The following is a 16,389-nucleotide window of genomic DNA, read 5'->3' as shown; positions in this document are numbered from 1 at the left end:
TTAATTTTGTAAACCTTTTTTATGAGCAATTTTATAATACAAAGCGGGACAAAACCACCATAGCCACAGCAAAATACGTTCAGCTTTGACAATTACGATTGCTTTTTTACCTTTTTGAATTCCTTTAATAATTTTTCGGGCGCAAATTTTTACGTTCATTCCCACTTCATTGTTGGCATCAGTAGTACCGTACTGTTGTCCGTTGCCTTGAAGGGCATTTTTCGAGATCGGAGTATCAATCCTTCCTGGATATACGATAGAATGCCGTACTTTGGTTTCCAATAATTCACATTGTAACGTTTCGACATAACCTTTGATAGCGTGTTTAGAGGCTGCGTAACCAGAACGCAATGGAAAACCCATTAATCCAGCTACGCTGCTAATTATAACGCTATGGCCCGAGTTTTTAGCAACAAAATGAGGCAGCAAAGCCTGATTGATTGCAACTGGAGCAAAATAATTTATGGCCATTAATTTTTCATAAACTGCCATATCAGTTTCGGTAGCTTGAGCACGCTGACTAATACCAGCACTTTGAATCACGTAATCAATACGCCCGTAACAAGACAAAGCCTCGTCAACCAATGCAGGAATTCCTTTTAAATCTAATAAATTATAAACTAGTATTTTTGATTTTTGCAACTGTAGCTGCAATTCACTTAACAAACTTTTATTGGAAGACGTTAAAATCAAAATTGCTCCTAACGCATCAAATTGCAAAGCAAGCTCCTTTCCTATCCCTGAAGATGCGCCGGTAATCCAGACTACTTTGTCTTTAAAATGCATTTTTACGATAGTTTAAAAGATGTTTGTAGGTGGTCACCATATCAGTTTGAGAGGCTCCTTTTTTATACATACGTACAATTTTTAAATTAGCCAACTGCACGGTTAACCATGTATTATCAGTATATTTTCGAGCAGAAACCATGGTCGCTTTAGGAATTAATTTGAATTTTCCTTGTTCCCAAATTCGAGCAATAAAATCATAATCCTCCATGATAAACATCTGCTCTTTGTACGAACCCACGCGCTCCCACAATGCTTTGGTTACAAAAATTCCTTGGTCACCTCCTCTAAAAAACAAATAATTGAAGCGTGTAAAAAAGGCATTAACTTTTAATAGAAAACTATCGGAATCAAATTTCGTTCGGAAACTTCCACAATTATACCCTTTAACAAAAGCTTTTTGTAGTGATAGATAACAATCTGCAGGAGGTAAACTATCGGCATGCAAGAAAAAATACACTTCTCCTGATGCCTTTTGCACGCCAAAATTCATTTGCCCGGCGCGTCCTTTTACAGGCGAAAGGACTGCTACTACACCTAATTTTTCAGCAATTTGTAACGTACCATCCGTGCTACCGCCATCAGAAATAATTATTTCACAATTCGAAGGCGGTATAATTTTTTGCAAATGCAAGATTGTGTTTTCTATTATGAGCGCTTCATTGTAAGTTGGAATAATTATGCTGATGACCATACATTTGGGGTAGAAAAAAATTCTTGAAATAGTAATTAATTTGCAACTTCGCTAATAAATTTGATTCGCATCAACCGCAACTCATCTAAATCGTAATCACCATCAAATTCTTTCAAAGCTTTTTCGATACTATCTGTTTCTGATTCCATGAAATACTCATGAATTTCTTCTTGCTGATCATCATCGAGCATTTCGTCAATCCAATATTTGATATTAAGTTTGGTACCTGAATAAACAATTTGCTCCATTTCTTTAATCAAAGCATCCATGGTCAAACCTTTGGCTGAAGCAATATCGTCAAGCGAAAGTTTTCTGTCTATGTTTTGAATGATGTATAATTTGTTGGCAGAATTTACTCCAGTAGATTTTACCACTAAATCATCCGGTCGAATAATATCGTTGTCTTGCACGTACCTACTAATTAACGCTACAAATTCGTTACCGTATTTCTTGGCTTTACCTTCTCCAACACCATGAATATTGATTAATTCAGCTGCGGAAATAGGATATTTAAGCGCCATATCTTCTAGCGAAGGATCTTGAAAAACCACAAATGGAGGAACACCAATTTTTTTAGCTACTTTTTTACGCAAATCACGAAGCATTCCCATCAAAACCTCATCAGCAACACCTGTTGATTTGGCTGCAGTAACAATAGCCTCATCTACTGATTCATTGTATTCATGATCTTCTGACATCAGAAATGATTCTGGATTAGCAATAAAATCAGCTCCTTTTGAAGTCAATTTTACAATTCCATACGTTTCAATATCTTTTGACAAATAGCCTGCAACTAACACTTGACGCAATAAAGCCATCCAATATTTTTCATCATGAGCTGCTCCACATCCAAAAAAAGATTGCGAATCAGTACGATGCGCTTTGATTACCGCATTTACACGTCCAATTAGTGTAAAAACAATTTCTTTTGATTTGTATAAGTGTTTGGTGTCACGCACTACTTCTAGCAATTGCACCACTTCTTTTTGTGCTTCTACTTTTACTTTTGGGTTGCGAACGTTATCATCCATATCCGCACCTTCTCCGGTAGCTGAGTCAAATTCCTCACCAAAATAATGCAAGATGAATTTTCGACGAGACATTGATGTTTCAGCATAAGCCACTACTTCTTGCAGCAATGCAAATCCTATTTCTTGTTCAGCTACAGGTTTGCCAGACATGAACTTTTCTAATTTCTCAACATCTTTATAGGAATAGTAGGCCAAACAATGTCCCTCGCCACCATCTCGACCTGCTCTACCTGTTTCTTGGTAATAACTTTCAAGTGATTTAGGAATGTCATGGTGAATTACAAAACGTACATCGGGCTTGTCAATCCCCATACCAAAGGCAATGGTAGCTACTACTACCTCAACATCTTCCATCAAAAACATATCTTGATGTTTCGCTCTAGTTTTGGCATCTAAACCAGCGTGGTACGGCACTGCAGAAATTCCGTTTACTTGTAAAACTTCGGCAATAGCTTCCACTTTTTTGCGGCTCAAACAGTAAATAATTCCTGATTTGCCTTTATTTTGTTTGATAAATCGAATGATATCCGACTCAATATTTTTTGTTTTGGTGCGTACTTCGTAGTACAAATTAGGTCTGTTAAACGATGCCTTGAATGTGGTAGCATCAGACATATCTAGATTTTTCAAGATATCTTCCTGCACCTTTGGCGTTGCCGTTGCGGTAAGACCAATAATTGGCACATCGCCCAATTGTTTGATAATATGTTTTAAATTACGGTATTCCGGTCTAAAATCATGACCCCATTCTGAAATACAATGCGCTTCATCAATCGCTACAAATGAAATGGGCACGCTTCTTAAAAAAGTAACATACTCTTCTTTAGTTAACGATTCTGGCGCTACATACAACAGTTTAGTCAAACCCGAACTGATATCGGCTTTCACCTGTGTAATTTCAGTTTTGGTCAACGAAGAGTTTAAAACATGAGCAATTCCATTTTCTGAAGATAAGCTACGAATAGCATCTACCTGATTTTTCATCAAGGCAATTAAAGGCGAAACTACAATTGCAGTCCCCTCTTGAATCAAAGCGGGTAATTGATAACAAAGTGACTTTCCTCCACCTGTAGGCATAATCACAAAAGTATTTTTTTGACTCAAAATACTTTTAATGACTTGTTCCTGCAATCCCTTAAATTGGCTAAAGCCAAAATACTTCTTTAATTCTTTGTGTATGTCAATTTCGTTTGAATTCATTCTTTATTACGTGGTATTTTGTATAAATTTGCAATATCTAAAGGTACAAATTTCTTTTACACATACAAATTTTAATCATTCTGTTTTGATCACTAAAGAAAATATACTGGCCAGCGCCAAAAAAACTATTCTTTCCGAAAGCCAATCAATTGCTAAACTCACTGATTATCTGGACGAAAACTTCAGCAAAGCCGTTACTGCCATTTACCAATCTAAAGGACGGTTGGTTGTTACAGGTATTGGCAAGAGCGCCATAATAGCCCAAAAAATGGTGGCCTCGTTTAACTCAACAGGGACTCCATCCTTATTTTTGCACGCTTCAGAGGCCATTCATGGTGACTTAGGAATGATTCAAAATGAAGATATAATTATTTGTATATCTAAAAGCGGCAACAGTCCTGAAATTAAAGTTTTGGTTCCGTTATTGAAGCGATTTGGAAACACCTTAATTGCAATTACTGGAAACATGACTTCGTTTTTAGCAAAAGGATCCGACTACGTTTTGAACACAACAGTTGATGCCGAAGCTTGTCCTAATAATTTGGCTCCAACCAACAGCACTACTGCACAATTGGTAATGGGCGATGCGCTAGCGGTTTGCCTTATGGAAATGCGCGGTTTCAAAGCCGAAGATTTTGCCGTATACCATCCGGGTGGCGCTTTGGGAAAAAAGCTACTCATGCGCGTACAAGACCTATTAGAGCATAGTTTGAAGCCATTGGTTAGCCCAGACGCTCCAATCAAAAAAGTGATATTCGAAATTTCAGAAAAAAGACTTGGGGTGACTGCTGTAGTTGAAAACGAGCAAGTAATTGGAATTATTACTGATGGCGATATCCGTAGAATGCTTAACGAAACCGATACCTTTGCTGCGCTTACCGCAAAAGATATCATGACCAAAAACCCAAAAGTTACTAGCTCAGCAAATCGCCTTGAAGACGCACTTAATCTTATGGAGGATTTTTCGATTACGCAGCTAATTGTTGTCGATGAAGGAAAGTACAAAGGTGTATTGCATTTGCATGACATATTAAAAGAAGGAATCGTATAATGGCAAAAAAGAATCTAAACGAAATGTCGTTTTTGGATCATCTTGAAGAATTAAGATGGTTGTTAGTGCGCAGTACCATTGCTATTTTAGTATTGGCTACCATCACTTTTTTTATTAGTGATTATATTTTTAACGATGTTATTTTTGGTCCTACAAAACCTAGTTTTGTAACCTATCGCTTTTTCTGTGATTTGTCCAATCAATTGGGTTTTGCTGAAACTATTTGCGTTACAGAGATGCCATTTATCATCCAAAACACCAATATGGAAGGCCAAATTAATGTTTTGATTTGGACGTGTATCACGGCGGGATTCATTCTTGGTTTCCCTTTTATTTTGTGGGAATTATGGAAATTTATCAGCCCTGCTTTATATGATTCTGAAAAAAAACACGCCAAGCTTTTCATTTTTTCTTCGTCCATGTTGTTTTTCTTGGGCGTATTGTTTGGCTACTTTGTAATCGTACCGATGTCTGTGAATTTCTTTGCCACTTTTACAATAAGTGATGTGGTAAAAAATCAATTTAGTATCGACTCCTACATCAGTTTAATCAAAACCAGTGTCATCGCATGTGGGTTATTCTTTGAATTACCAATAATTATATATTTCCTAACCAAGCTTGGTTTAGTAACCCCCGTATTTTTGCGAAAGTATTGGAAATACGCCGTGATTATAATCTTAATTGTAGCAGCAATTGTAACTCCGCCAGATGTGGTTAGTCAAATTATTGTTACCATTCCGATGCTAATCATCTATGAAGCAAGTATCTTAATATCAAAAATAGTAGTAAAAAATCAACAAAAAATCAATGGCTGATATCATTCAAGAATTCAACGACTACCGTTCTAAAATGAACGAAAAATTATTGGCAGACAATAATAAAATTGTAAAACGTATTTTTAATTTAGACACAAACGCTTACGCTGAAGGTGCTTTAGATGTAAAAACTAAGGAGCTCCTTGGATTAGTAGCATCGGCTGTTTTACGTTGTGACGACTGTGTAAAATACCACTTAGAAACAAGCCATAAAGAAGGTGTAACTAAAGAGGAAATGATGGAGGCTATGGGAATTGCAACCCTAGTTGGCGGTACTATTGTGGTGCCACATTTGCGTCGTGCGTACGAATTTTGGGAAGCGCTAGAAGAAAACGCAACCAAATAAATTGTTAAAAGAAGTTCTAGTTTTTAGTTTTAGTTGTTCTTTTGAACCCTGAAACTAAAAACTATAGTTTCTAAAACCACTATATCATTAAAATAAAAACAAGAAGTAATGCAATTAAGAGCCGAGAATTTGATCAAAACCTATAAAGGTCGTAGTGTTGTAAAAGGCATTTCAGTAGAAGTAAACCAAGGCGAAATCGTAGGTTTATTGGGACCAAACGGTGCTGGTAAAACTACCTCTTTTTACATGATTGTTGGTTTGGTTAAACCCAATTCTGGCAACATTTTTTTGGATGATTTGAATATTACTGATTATCCAATGTACAAAAGAGCGCAGCAAGGTATTGGCTACTTAGCGCAAGAAGCTTCTGTTTTTAGAAAATTAAGTATCGAAGATAACATTTTGAGCGTGCTGCAATTGACCAACTTAACAAAAGCAGAACAAGTTGCCAAAATGGAAAGTTTGATTGCCGAATTCAGCTTAGAGCACATTCGTACCAATCGTGGTGATTTATTGTCGGGTGGAGAGCGTCGTCGTACCGAGATTGCGCGCTGCTTAGCTACCGACCCGAAGTTTATTTTATTAGACGAACCTTTTGCGGGTGTTGACCCTGTTGCTGTTGAAGATATTCAACGTATCGTGGCGCAACTTAAAAATAAAAACATTGGTATTTTGATAACCGACCATAACGTTCAAGAGACCCTTGCCATTACTGACAAGACCTATTTGATGTTTGAAGGTGGTATTTTAAAAGCGGGAATTCCTGAGGAATTAGTAGAAGATGAAATGGTACGAAGAGTATACTTGGGTCAAAACTTTGAATTGCGTAAAAAGAAAATTGAGTTCTAATTGAGAACTCATTTTTTTTTTGCTAAAGCAGTTCCGTTCTCAAAAACTGTTTGAACAGGACTATCAACCAACTATTCAATCGTAATAAAACGTAATTGTTGCAGATCGCCATTGTAAATATTTACGTCGACATTTTCATCAATACCTGGCACGGTAGCTTTTTCAGTAAACTGCCAAAACAACCAATCAGAGTCGATCGATTCACGGTAAAAATTATAATTGGCAATCCAAAAAAGGTAGTCACTAAATTCGTCCTTCAAAAAATCATCATAATACCGCTCTCCTGAATAGATAATGGGACGCACTCCATAATGCTTTTCAACCGCTTGCAACCAGCGTCGCAAACCTATTTTCAAATTTGTAATTGACTGATTTTTAGGCAATTTTTCAATATCTAAAACCGGAGGCAAATCACCTTTTTGCAAACGCACTGTTTCAATAAAAAGCTTTGCTTGTTCCAAAGAATTTTCGTTAGGACGGTAATAATGATACGCACCTCTGATCATTTTATTTTTTTTGGCACCAAGCCAGTTTTGATCAAATTTGCGATCCTTTCGATCCTTTCCTACAGTAGCTCTGATAAATACAAAGTCAATAGGATATTTTTGTTCTAAAGTATCTACGTAAGACCAACTAACTGCACCTTGGTATTCAGAAACATCGATCCCAATGCTTTTGCCTTCATGTTTTGCAAGTACTTGTATGTTTCTAACATCCGAAAGTTTTTTAGATAATGCACTTTCAGTGTTTGATTTATCACTTTTAAAACTAAAATAATAAGCTAATCCATTACGGTAATGATACGCCAGAGCCACCAGTAAAAAAACAACTAAAAAACCGATTACATATTTTGAAAACAAAAAGCGACGCCAATTGCTGTTTTTTTTTGGTTTTCGTACAGTACGCGTTTTTCTAACTATTTTTTGCCTAGCCATACCGACAAATTTACTTTTGTAACATTTTGTTGTTTACTACAGAAAGTAAAACATAAAATAAAATCACTAACGGAATTCCTAGGTATTGGAAAAACACTAATAACAATACAGAAATCAAAAGAAAGACGATTTGCAATCGGTTACCTGCCCAACTTAATTTTTTAATTTTCAAAGAAAACAACGGAATTTCAGCATTCAACATATAGGCGCTCAATAAAGTAATGAGCAATAAAAAGTAATTTGTTGTAAGCAATTCAATTGCAATTAATGAGTCGGTGTATTTTAAAACCAAAGGCAAACTCAAGATAAATAATGCATTGGCAGGAGTTGGCAAACCAATAAATGAATCCGTTTGACGCGTATCAATATTAAAATTAGCCAAACGGTAACACGATCCTAAAGTAATTATAAAACCCAAATACGGGAGAATTTGCAAATGAGGTGCAGCAGCAGTTGAGGAATGGCTAACCAGCATGTGGTACATCACCACGCCAGGCACGACGCCACTAGTTACCATATCAGCCAATGAATCTAATTGTAAACCAAGCGGACTAGAAACTTGAAACATACGCGCAAAAAAACCGTCAAAAAAGTCTAGAAAAATACCCAAACACACAAAATAAAAAGCCATTTCAAAATCTTGCTGAAATGCAAAAACAAGAGCGATACATCCTGAAAAAAGATTAAGTAAGGTAATAGAATTAGGAAGGTGTTTTACAAACGACATGGACTTGTGATTTAAAGTATAAGTGCGCAAATTTAGTACAATATGCCAATGAAAAATACGTTTTTAAGATAGTTTTTAGGAGCAGTGGTTGTTTTTAAGTTTATACTCATTAATGCATGTATTGAAAGCTTAGTCGTAATTGTCTTAAAAACGTTATCTAGCAACCTTACTAGACCATATCATCCCAAAAGAATTCAGCAGGAAATGAAAGTCAGCTAAATAAAAAATTCTATTTTTGATAAAAATTAAACAATCCCCCTTGTTTGTAAAAATGACATCCTTGCACAAACGCCTTCTCCTTGTATTCGCATTGCTTTCAATGAGCACCTTTGCACAAACAGTTAGAAAATATTCTAATGAGTTTATGAACATCGGTGTTGATGCGGCTGCTCTAGGGCGCTCCAATACGGCAGTAGCCTCCACAAAGAATGTCAACTCAGGCTACTGGAATCCAGCAGGATTGGTTCAATTAGAGGACCACGAAGTCTCATTCATGCATGCCAATTATTTTGCAAATATTGCGCAGTACGATTATTTGGCCTACGCTAGCCCTATTGACGAGCGTAGTGCGTACGGAATATCACTCATTCGCTTTGGAGTAGATGACATTTTAAATACCACTGAATTAATTGACAGCGAAGGCAACATTGATTACAACAGGATAAGTTTATTCTCAACTGCGGACTATGGTTTTACTTTTTCATACGCACGAAAATTGCCCGTTCCTGGTTTTCAATATGGAGTGAATGCAAAGGTAATCCGCAGGGTAATCGGAAAGTTTGCCGATGCTTGGGGATTTGGTTTTGATGCAGGAATACAATTTGAACGCAACAGTTGGTCTTTTGGATTGATGGTACGAGACATCACAACAACTTATAACGTTTGGAATATCAACGAAGAGGAATACCAAAAAATTGCCAATGCCATACCCGGACAAAATCAAGAATTACCAGAAAGCACTGAAATTACAGCTCCAAAGGCACAATTGGGATTGGCAAAAAAATTTATCATCAGATACGATTACAGCATTGAAGCAGCTGCCAACTTAAATATGCGCTTCACAAAAACCAATGACCTCATTGCTACTGATTTTGTTAGTATTGATCCTGCAGTGGGTTTTGAGTTTGGTTATACCGATCTGGTTTTTCTTCGTGCAGGAATGGGAAATTTCCAGAACGTACAACAATTAGACGGCACCGAAAAAGTAGGTTTCCAACCCAATATTGGTCTCGGATTCAAATACAAAGGCATTCAAATTGATTATGCACTAACTGATATTGGGGATCAAAGCACCGCCTTGTACTCGAATATTTTTTCAGTTAAAGTCGATTTGGGTCTTTTTAGAAGGTAACCAAATAACATTTAGTTGCAACGCTTTTTTTGTTTTCGCAAATGAAAAAGAAACAGTATCGCAGCTATTGAATAACATTATAAAAATGAATTTCATGCAGAAATTTTCAATTTACAAATCCATTATTTTCTTTTTAATCGGAATATTTAGTAGTGCGTTTTATGCCCAACCGCTATCGTTATCACCACAAAGTAAAGTTAGTGTGCTTACATGTGGCACCGGTAACGAATCGTACTCTTTGTTTGGCCATACAGCGGTTCGAGTTCAAGACGCAACTACTGGCTTTGATGCAGTGTACAACTATGGTGCTTTCGACTTTAAAACGCCCAACTTTGTCATGAAATTTGCTAAAGGCGATTTACAGTATTTTGCCGTTGCCCATTCGTATACAGATTTTATCGCTCAATACCAATACGAACAAAGAGCGGTTTATGAGCAAGAATTAGTACTCCCACTTGATGCCAAACAACGACTATTTGAACAACTACAGCACGATATCACCTCAGCAGATAGTCATTATACGTACAAATTCATTGATAAAAACTGCACGACGATGGTTGTTGATGCCATCAATAAAGCAGTTGGCATCAACTTAATTACAAAAAAAGAGGCTACTGATAACAGTTATCGCGATGTATTACTACCTTATTTTGATGGTCATTTTTACGAAAAACTCGGCACAAGCATCATCTTCGGATCTAAAGTAGACCAAGCAGCCAACCGCATTTTTTTACCTTTTGATTTGTTAGAAAGCCTAAAGAAAGTTCAGTTTAATAAATCACCGCTAGCCAAAGAAACAGTAACGGTATTGCCTTATAACCAGCCCACTCCTTTTTCGTGGTGGAATAATCCGTATAGCTATATTTTAATTTTGTTTACTATCGTAGGTTTAAACAGAAAAGGACTTTCTATATTTTTCATGACGATTTTAGGACTGATTGGAGTATTATTTGCAACAGCGTGGAATTTTTCATTACACGCAGAATTAGCCAATAATTATAACCTACTAGTTTTTAATCCAATATTACTTTTGTTATTGTTGGCTTATGTTATGAAAAACAAAAAAATAATTTGCTACTTGGCTACTATGAATTTAATTGCTTTGGGAGTTTATACCGCTTATTGCCTCAACAAACCACATTTAATTTTAGTGCTACCTATTGTACTCACAAGTGCAGCACTATCAGTTAGAATGTTAATTCAAAACAAAAAACCAATTCCTATTATTATTTAGATTGTGAGTGGTGAATTGTGAATTGTGGGAAAGTACTAAGAACCAATGACTAAAGACTAGGGACAATGAACTAAAGACTACTAAAAAAATAAAATCATACCTATTATTGCCCTCTATAAAAAAGAACAGTAGTAATGGTCTTAAAAGCAATGTTTAGATCTAAATAAATAGAACGGTGTTTGATGTAATACAAGTCGTATTGCAATTTGATCAGGCTATCTTGTAGTGTTTCTCCATACGAATAATTGACTTGCGCCCAACCCGTCAATCCCGGTTTGATAATGTGTCGCGTTTCATAAAATGGCATACTAGCGGCTATTTCTTTAACAAAAACGGGACGCTCTGGTCTTGGACCGATTACAGCCATATCTCCTTTTAAAATATTTATAAACTGCGGAAACTCATCAATTCTCGTTTTTCGCATGAACTTACCAAAAGTAGTAACTCGGCAATCGTTAGCCTTTGTAAAAACAGCACCATTTTCCTCCGCATTTTTGACCATCGTTCTAAATTTAAAAATAGAAAAAACAGCCCCATCCTTGCCCACACGTTCTTGTGTATAAAACAAAGAACCGCGGTTAGCTAAAGCATTCCCCAACAGAATCAATGGCAATAAAGCCAAACCTACTAATATACCCGCAACGGCAACTAAAACGTCAAAACCACGTAGGGTAACTAAATATAATTTATTTTGATTGGAACGGCTAAAAGGAAAAAAACGATAAAAATCACGAGACATGTGTTGTAGTGGTATACGCTGCGTTTTACTTTCATACACTTGCGTATATTCTCTAATAATTATACCCGATTCTAATGCTTTGAGTAATTGCTGATACAAACTAGTAGTCATTCCCGTAGTTATTTGCGAAGCGATTACTAACTCCGAAACGCCATTTTTTTTCACAAACGATAGCATTGCATCTCCATTAAGTTCCTTTACATAGGGATAACCCTCTTGCTGCGATTCGAAATCCAAAGGAACAAATCCAATAATTTTGTAGTGCGGATCAATATTTTCCAGACCTTTAATCAATTCTTTTACTTGTACCCGATCGCAGAGCAATACTGCTTTTTGAAAAAACCGATTAGAAGCTAAAAAACTTACGTAAATCATTCTCCACGCAAATAAACTCAGAAATACAACTATAAAAAACAAGGCGATTTGAAGTCGATTGCTAGGTAAGGTAGGCGAAAAATAGGGAGTTAACAAATAGATTAGTACCGTGGTAGAGGCTGTAATTAAAGTGCTTTTAAGCACCTGAAACTGATTACTTGCCACTTGTAAATTGTACATTTCGAATATAGTTCCGAATAAATTAAGATAAACAGCCAATAAAATCGCTCGGTGGTAGGTTCCAGCCTCAACTGCAAAATAATTAAAAGCTTCAACGTAAGTCAATAAATATAAAGCAGCTAAAACAAAAAACACATCAAAAAGCCGAAGTAACATCTTTCGCTCTGAGATTTCAAAATGCATTTTATCAACTGCAAACATGTGTGGTATTTTGATTGAGCATGCAATTTAGTATATTTTGGCTGAATTCAATTTGCTTCAAAGTTGTTTTTTTTTAACAAATTTTTAATAAAGCTAGCTTACATTGTTATCGGTCGATTTAACATTTATTGTTGAAGAACTTGACGAACTAGTACAATCAATCAAAGATCAATCATTTTCTAATCGCTTTTTTTGAGGTAATCCTAATTGCACATTTAATAACGAAAGTGAATAAACAAATGCCGGAGCGGCAGTACGCATAGCGGCATGATTAATAGTCAAAAACCAAAAAGCAACAAAACACAATAAGTACATGTTGAACTTATTCTCAATATACAACACTAATGGTGTGAAAAATAACAGCAATAAACTTAGTACACCTAAAGAGCCATGCTCTGCTAACATACGAGTAATTTCGTCATGAGATACAACAAATATTCCCGTATCTTGTGCTCGAATTTCTGCACCCTTACCTACGCCAACACCCAAAATTGGATTTTTAAAAAATATAGTTATCTCACTTTGAGCTACATCTTCCCTACCAGTAAACTGACTTCCTTTAGTTCGCCCTGCAGCATCTTGATTGGCATATCTTTTTTCTATCAATCCACCTGTTTGCAACGAAGTATAGCTCCAAGTGGCGGATCCAGCTAAAGCCAAAATGATTAGAATATAACTCAGTTTAACTTTTCCTTTTGTGTTCGATTTAAAATACAAGAACACTAACAGTAGTATGATCATTAAAAAACCAGTTATCATTCCCCCTCTCGAGAAAGTCACCATACCTCGATAGGTTATATTTAAAACTAAAATTGTATTAATTATTATTTGTAATGTAGTTTTACTCTCTAAAATAATTCTTGATACAAACACGAACATGCCTAAACCTAAAATAGTTGCCACCTGATTAGGCCCATAGCCTCCAGAGGTTTGAAAATTAGATTCTGTACTTGTAATTACATCTTTAATATTTGGGGTATAAAAGGCCAAATATACCATACATGAAATAATTGGCAAACCCAACCACAGTAGAATTCGATTCATTTCAGAGATACTTATTTTTCTGCGAAAGGTATACAAGGATGCAACCCCCAAACATACGGGACCAGAAATATTAAAAGCAATTGCTTTCCGCATATCCGTATCAAAATTCAAATTAACTGTTGCCAAAATAATTCCGGGCACTAATAATAATAGGAAAATCCAATAGGGTGCTGCACCTTTTGAGAAACCACTATAATACATTCCGATTAATAAAAATACCATTACGGCATATTTTGAGATTTCATACAAAGGATTGCCATCAGTCATTCGTAAAAAAACCTCACTGCCCACAATATAAGCTGCAGCTAAAAGAGCCTCATTATTTCTATTCTGATTTTTAATTACGTAATAAATTCCATATAAAAATATTCCATAGCCATATATTTTTGCAGTAAACGGGATTGCATACCCCATAAAACCAATTAGGACATGAAACAGTATAATCATCAAGTAGGATTGATCCTCTTTTCTCATTTTAATATATTTTTCAACCAGTTCAAATAGTTGGTCATTACCGATTTTTCAGAGTAGTGCTCTTGCACAGTATCATAAAGGGCTTGTCCTAAATTATCTCGCAGCGTACTATTTTCAATCAATTGTACTATCGCGTCATAAAATAATTGAACCTCTTGGGCAGGCACTACTAAACCATTTAAACCATTTTGTACAACAGCCTGCACTTCGCCAACGTTTGTTACTACCACTGCTTTTTTATGTGCACCATACTCTAATAAAGCTACCGGTAAACCCTCTGATTTAGAAGTTAGAATTGCAATATCTACCTGCTGGATAATTGCGGCCACATCGGTTTTACTGCCGTAAAGAAACACATTTTTTTCTAGTTTTAAATCGGAATGCCGCTTCTTAATTGTTGCAGCATATTCATCTTCAAAATCTTTTCCTACAAGGTGAAAAGTCCAATCTGGATGAGAATATTGTAATTTATTGGCCACTTCAAGTAAAAGGTGCTGGTCTTTTTGAGGTCTTAAATTAGCCAAGCACAAGATCCGTTTTCCTGGCAGCCCCAGCAAGTTAGTTTTAAGTGCAGTATTTTTCTCTAGTGCAGTAAAATTGGGCAAATACAGTACATGAGGTACTTTTAAAACCGTCTCGCACCAATTTTTGAGTTTCTGATTGACAGTGATGACGCCACTAAAAAACGATGCAGTGCATTTTAATACAGTTGCCGGTCTTTGTTTCAAAAATTCACTATCGCCATAATGATCGTGCCAAACTATTTGAAGGGATGGCAAGCAACATTTAAGCAAAACCGCTGTAAAAAATGAGGTGCTGTGCGCCTGCAGCACTTGAATTCGGTTCTTTTTAACAAATCTTCTCAAGCGCCAAAGTGCCTTTAAATCGATACTCCTTTTTTTTCTTAAAAAGAAATACGGCACTGCTGCTTCCAATTGATCTTGTAATGGGCCTTCTTTCCGAGTTACTACCAATGCCGAATAGTCGGTTAGTTTTGATAAAGCATTCGCATAGCTTACGGCCATTCGCTCTGCTCCACCTGCTTCTAACGAATCGATTAGTTGCATGATTCGAATTGGCACTTTTTCATCATCATTTAAAGCTTTACTAAAATGATTTATGCGCTGATCGTTTGGATTTGAAAGTAGTTCCTGTATGGCTTTTGCAAAAGAATCGGTGGTGAAATTTCTAGACCATGCCATGGCACTCATTTGTAGCTCAAGATATTGTTTTTCATTTTTAAGTAGGCTGGCAATTTTTCTACTATCGGCATCAGTATCTAGTTCCAACAACACCCCTCTATTGCCATGATCTAACATTGTAGGCACGCAGGAAACCGCAGTTCCTATTGGCACACAACCCCAAAACATCCCTTCAGCAAGCGCTTTGGGCCAACCTTCGGATTGTGATGGCAAAATTACAAAATGACTATTCTGATAAGCCTGTTGTACAGTCGCTTTGTTTTGATTACCGAATAGAACAACGCTCCCTTTTAAATCATTTTTATTAATGTAATGTTCCAAATTAGATCGTTCTGGACCTTCGCCATAGAATTTTAATTGCACCGCAAATCCCAAACGCGCTAACTCTTGAACCAACTTTATAGCATAAAGCGGATTTTTACCTTTGACTGAGGCTCCGACAAAAATAAAGGAAATACAATCTTTGGGTGACTTCGGTTCCACATTAACTGCGTCAGCAGCCGAATAAGATGCGGTAAAAAAAGGTTTGATATTGGTAGAACTACCGGGCCATTCCCCATAAACCAGCACCTGCATGTTACGCGTAAGAAAAGTATTTGATAAAATCCATTTTTGCAGTCGAGAGGACCAAGGTTGTTTTGCCATCGGATCCCAATTGCCCGCATATTTGGCTGTTTTGGATTTTGAAGGAAAAGCTATTTGAACAATACTTCCCAACAAGCCCATATTTCCGGGGCAGCGTAAGTGAATGTGATCTGCTTGATTCATCGATTTTGAAATGCGCCAAAGCAATAACGGCAGCATTACAATTACTTTAAAAAAGGACAGTGTGGATAATAAATTGATTGCAGGAACGGCTATAAACTTAACATCGGGGTGTTCGTACTCTTTGTCTATGGCAGTAGGTTCTGCTTTTGAACAAGGGGCAACGATGGTAATTTGGGATACAAATTGACCCCAAATATTCATTTCATCAATATAGGGTGCGTAAGAATAATAGTGCCCGTTTTTTTGTACATGCGGGACTTGTGTTATAATAAGCAATTCCATAACCCTCATTTAATTAAAATACCACCAACACCTGTAAAAGAATCAATACACCTTTAAAGTGGTGCCGGATGAATACAAGTTGTAAATATAATTAATAAAGAGGGA

Annotated in this window: 14 protein-coding genes; 6 read left to right on the top strand and 8 right to left on the bottom strand. The window is 36.4% G+C overall.

The window, feature by feature from the left end; translation table 11 throughout:
• The 3 genes from ACXX8U_RS02380 to ACXX8U_RS02370 are packed head-to-tail and all read right to left on the bottom strand — an operon-like array spanning position 1 to position 3,711.
• Positions 1–786, bottom strand: coding sequence for an SDR family NAD(P)-dependent oxidoreductase (locus tag ACXX8U_RS02380; protein WP_458564439.1), 786 nt, complete (start codon positions 784–786; stop codon positions 1–3).
• The gene (locus ACXX8U_RS02375) at positions 776–1,480 is read right to left on the bottom strand and encodes a TIGR04283 family arsenosugar biosynthesis glycosyltransferase (RefSeq protein ID WP_458564438.1); all 705 of its coding nucleotides are present in this window, start codon (positions 1,478–1,480) and stop codon (positions 776–778) included. Before ACXX8U_RS02375 ends, ACXX8U_RS02380 begins: the two co-directional genes overlap by 11 nt.
• A gap of 35 nt (positions 1,481–1,515) precedes the next feature.
• Complete coding sequence (locus ACXX8U_RS02370; RefSeq protein ID WP_458564437.1) at positions 1,516–3,711, bottom strand: RecQ family ATP-dependent DNA helicase; 2,196 nt, start codon at positions 3,709–3,711, stop codon at positions 1,516–1,518.
• Between the two features lie 85 nt (positions 3,712–3,796).
• Here ACXX8U_RS02370 and ACXX8U_RS02365 point away from each other — a divergent pair, with 85 nt between their 5' ends.
• The 4 genes from ACXX8U_RS02365 (at position 3,797) to lptB (ending at position 6,772) form a co-directional block, all read left to right on the top strand.
• On the top strand, positions 3,797–4,762 hold the full coding sequence (locus ACXX8U_RS02365; RefSeq protein WP_458564436.1) for a KpsF/GutQ family sugar-phosphate isomerase: 966 nt from the start codon (positions 3,797–3,799) through the stop codon (positions 4,760–4,762).
• Complete coding sequence (gene tatC, locus ACXX8U_RS02360) at positions 4,762–5,577, top strand: twin-arginine translocase subunit TatC (RefSeq protein ID WP_458564435.1); 816 nt, start codon at positions 4,762–4,764, stop codon at positions 5,575–5,577. Before ACXX8U_RS02365 ends, tatC begins: the two co-directional genes overlap by 1 nt.
• On the top strand, positions 5,570–5,923 hold the full coding sequence (locus tag ACXX8U_RS02355) for a carboxymuconolactone decarboxylase family protein (RefSeq protein ID WP_166136377.1): 354 nt from the start codon (positions 5,570–5,572) through the stop codon (positions 5,921–5,923). Before tatC ends, ACXX8U_RS02355 begins: the two co-directional genes overlap by 8 nt.
• A gap of 108 nt (positions 5,924–6,031) precedes the next feature.
• Positions 6,032–6,772, top strand: coding sequence for an LPS export ABC transporter ATP-binding protein (gene lptB, locus ACXX8U_RS02350; protein WP_166136374.1), 741 nt, complete (start codon positions 6,032–6,034; stop codon positions 6,770–6,772).
• Positions 6,773–6,843: 71 nt separating this feature from the next.
• On the opposite strand, the gene ACXX8U_RS02345 is transcribed toward lptB, so the two are convergent.
• Positions 6,844–7,707, bottom strand: coding sequence for a glycoside hydrolase family 25 protein (locus ACXX8U_RS02345; protein ID WP_458564434.1), 864 nt, complete (start codon positions 7,705–7,707; stop codon positions 6,844–6,846).
• Positions 7,708–7,717: 10 nt separating this feature from the next.
• Positions 7,718–8,434 carry a CDP-alcohol phosphatidyltransferase family protein gene (locus tag ACXX8U_RS02340; RefSeq protein ID WP_458564433.1) on the bottom strand — a complete coding sequence of 239 codons (717 nt, stop codon included), beginning with the start codon at positions 8,432–8,434 and terminating at the stop codon, positions 7,718–7,720.
• Between the two features lie 319 nt (positions 8,435–8,753).
• Between ACXX8U_RS02340 and ACXX8U_RS02335 the strand changes: the two genes are divergently transcribed.
• Together ACXX8U_RS02335 and ACXX8U_RS02330 are read left to right on the top strand one after the other, a co-directional pair.
• Entirely contained in the window at positions 8,754–9,785 is a 1,032-nt protein-coding gene (locus tag ACXX8U_RS02335) for a putative type IX sorting system protein PorV2 (protein WP_458564432.1), read from the top strand.
• A 94-nt stretch (positions 9,786–9,879) separates the two neighbouring features.
• Positions 9,880–11,019 carry an Lnb N-terminal periplasmic domain-containing protein gene (locus ACXX8U_RS02330; protein ID WP_458564431.1) on the top strand — a complete coding sequence of 380 codons (1,140 nt, stop codon included), beginning with the start codon at positions 9,880–9,882 and terminating at the stop codon, positions 11,017–11,019.
• Positions 11,020–11,122: 103 nt separating this feature from the next.
• Here ACXX8U_RS02330 and ACXX8U_RS02325 read toward each other — a convergent pair whose 3' ends face one another.
• The 3 genes from ACXX8U_RS02325 to ACXX8U_RS02315 all read right to left on the bottom strand — a co-directional run bounded on the left by ACXX8U_RS02325 (position 11,123) and on the right by ACXX8U_RS02315 (position 16,284).
• Positions 11,123–12,514: an exopolysaccharide biosynthesis polyprenyl glycosylphosphotransferase gene (locus tag ACXX8U_RS02325; protein WP_458564430.1), complete on the bottom strand. Its 1,392-nt coding sequence runs from the start codon at positions 12,512–12,514 to the stop codon at positions 11,123–11,125.
• A gap of 168 nt (positions 12,515–12,682) precedes the next feature.
• Positions 12,683–14,032: an O-antigen ligase family protein gene (locus tag ACXX8U_RS02320; protein ID WP_458564429.1), complete on the bottom strand. Its 1,350-nt coding sequence runs from the start codon at positions 14,030–14,032 to the stop codon at positions 12,683–12,685.
• Entirely contained in the window at positions 14,029–16,284 is a 2,256-nt protein-coding gene (locus ACXX8U_RS02315) for a glycosyltransferase family 4 protein (protein ID WP_458564428.1), read from the bottom strand. Before ACXX8U_RS02315 ends, ACXX8U_RS02320 begins: the two co-directional genes overlap by 4 nt.
• Positions 16,285–16,389 lie beyond the last annotated feature (105 nt).

Source organism: Flavobacterium sp. GNP001 (assembly GCF_054343775.1).
Note: the sequence above shows the minus strand (reverse complement) of the source record. Positions and strands in the feature narration are given on the sequence as shown.

Excerpts from the sequence above, each read along its gene's own strand:
- ACXX8U_RS02380 (WP_458564439.1), bottom strand. The coding sequence starts at position 786 with ATGCATTTTAAAGACAAAGTAGTCTGGATTACCGGCGCATCTTCAGGG.
- ACXX8U_RS02375 (WP_458564438.1), bottom strand. The coding sequence starts at position 1,480 with ATGGTCATCAGCATAATTATTCCAACTTACAATGAAGCGCTCATAATA.
- ACXX8U_RS02370 (WP_458564437.1), bottom strand. The coding sequence starts at position 3,711 with ATGAATTCAAACGAAATTGACATACACAAAGAATTAAAGAAGTATTTT.
- tatC (WP_458564435.1), top strand. The coding sequence starts at position 4,762 with ATGGCAAAAAAGAATCTAAACGAAATGTCGTTTTTGGATCATCTTGAA.
- ACXX8U_RS02355 (WP_166136377.1), top strand. The coding sequence starts at position 5,570 with ATGGCTGATATCATTCAAGAATTCAACGACTACCGTTCTAAAATGAAC.
- lptB (WP_166136374.1), top strand. The coding sequence starts at position 6,032 with ATGCAATTAAGAGCCGAGAATTTGATCAAAACCTATAAAGGTCGTAGT.
- ACXX8U_RS02345 (WP_458564434.1), bottom strand. The coding sequence starts at position 7,707 with ATGGCTAGGCAAAAAATAGTTAGAAAAACGCGTACTGTACGAAAACCA.
- ACXX8U_RS02340 (WP_458564433.1), bottom strand. The coding sequence starts at position 8,434 with ATGTCGTTTGTAAAACACCTTCCTAATTCTATTACCTTACTTAATCTT.
- ACXX8U_RS02335 (WP_458564432.1), top strand. The coding sequence starts at position 8,754 with ATGAGCACCTTTGCACAAACAGTTAGAAAATATTCTAATGAGTTTATG.
- ACXX8U_RS02330 (WP_458564431.1), top strand. The coding sequence starts at position 9,880 with ATGCAGAAATTTTCAATTTACAAATCCATTATTTTCTTTTTAATCGGA.
- ACXX8U_RS02325 (WP_458564430.1), bottom strand. The coding sequence starts at position 12,514 with ATGTTTGCAGTTGATAAAATGCATTTTGAAATCTCAGAGCGAAAGATG.
- ACXX8U_RS02320 (WP_458564429.1), bottom strand. The coding sequence starts at position 14,032 with ATGAGAAAAGAGGATCAATCCTACTTGATGATTATACTGTTTCATGTC.
- ACXX8U_RS02315 (WP_458564428.1), bottom strand. The coding sequence starts at position 16,284 with ATGGAATTGCTTATTATAACACAAGTCCCGCATGTACAAAAAAACGGG.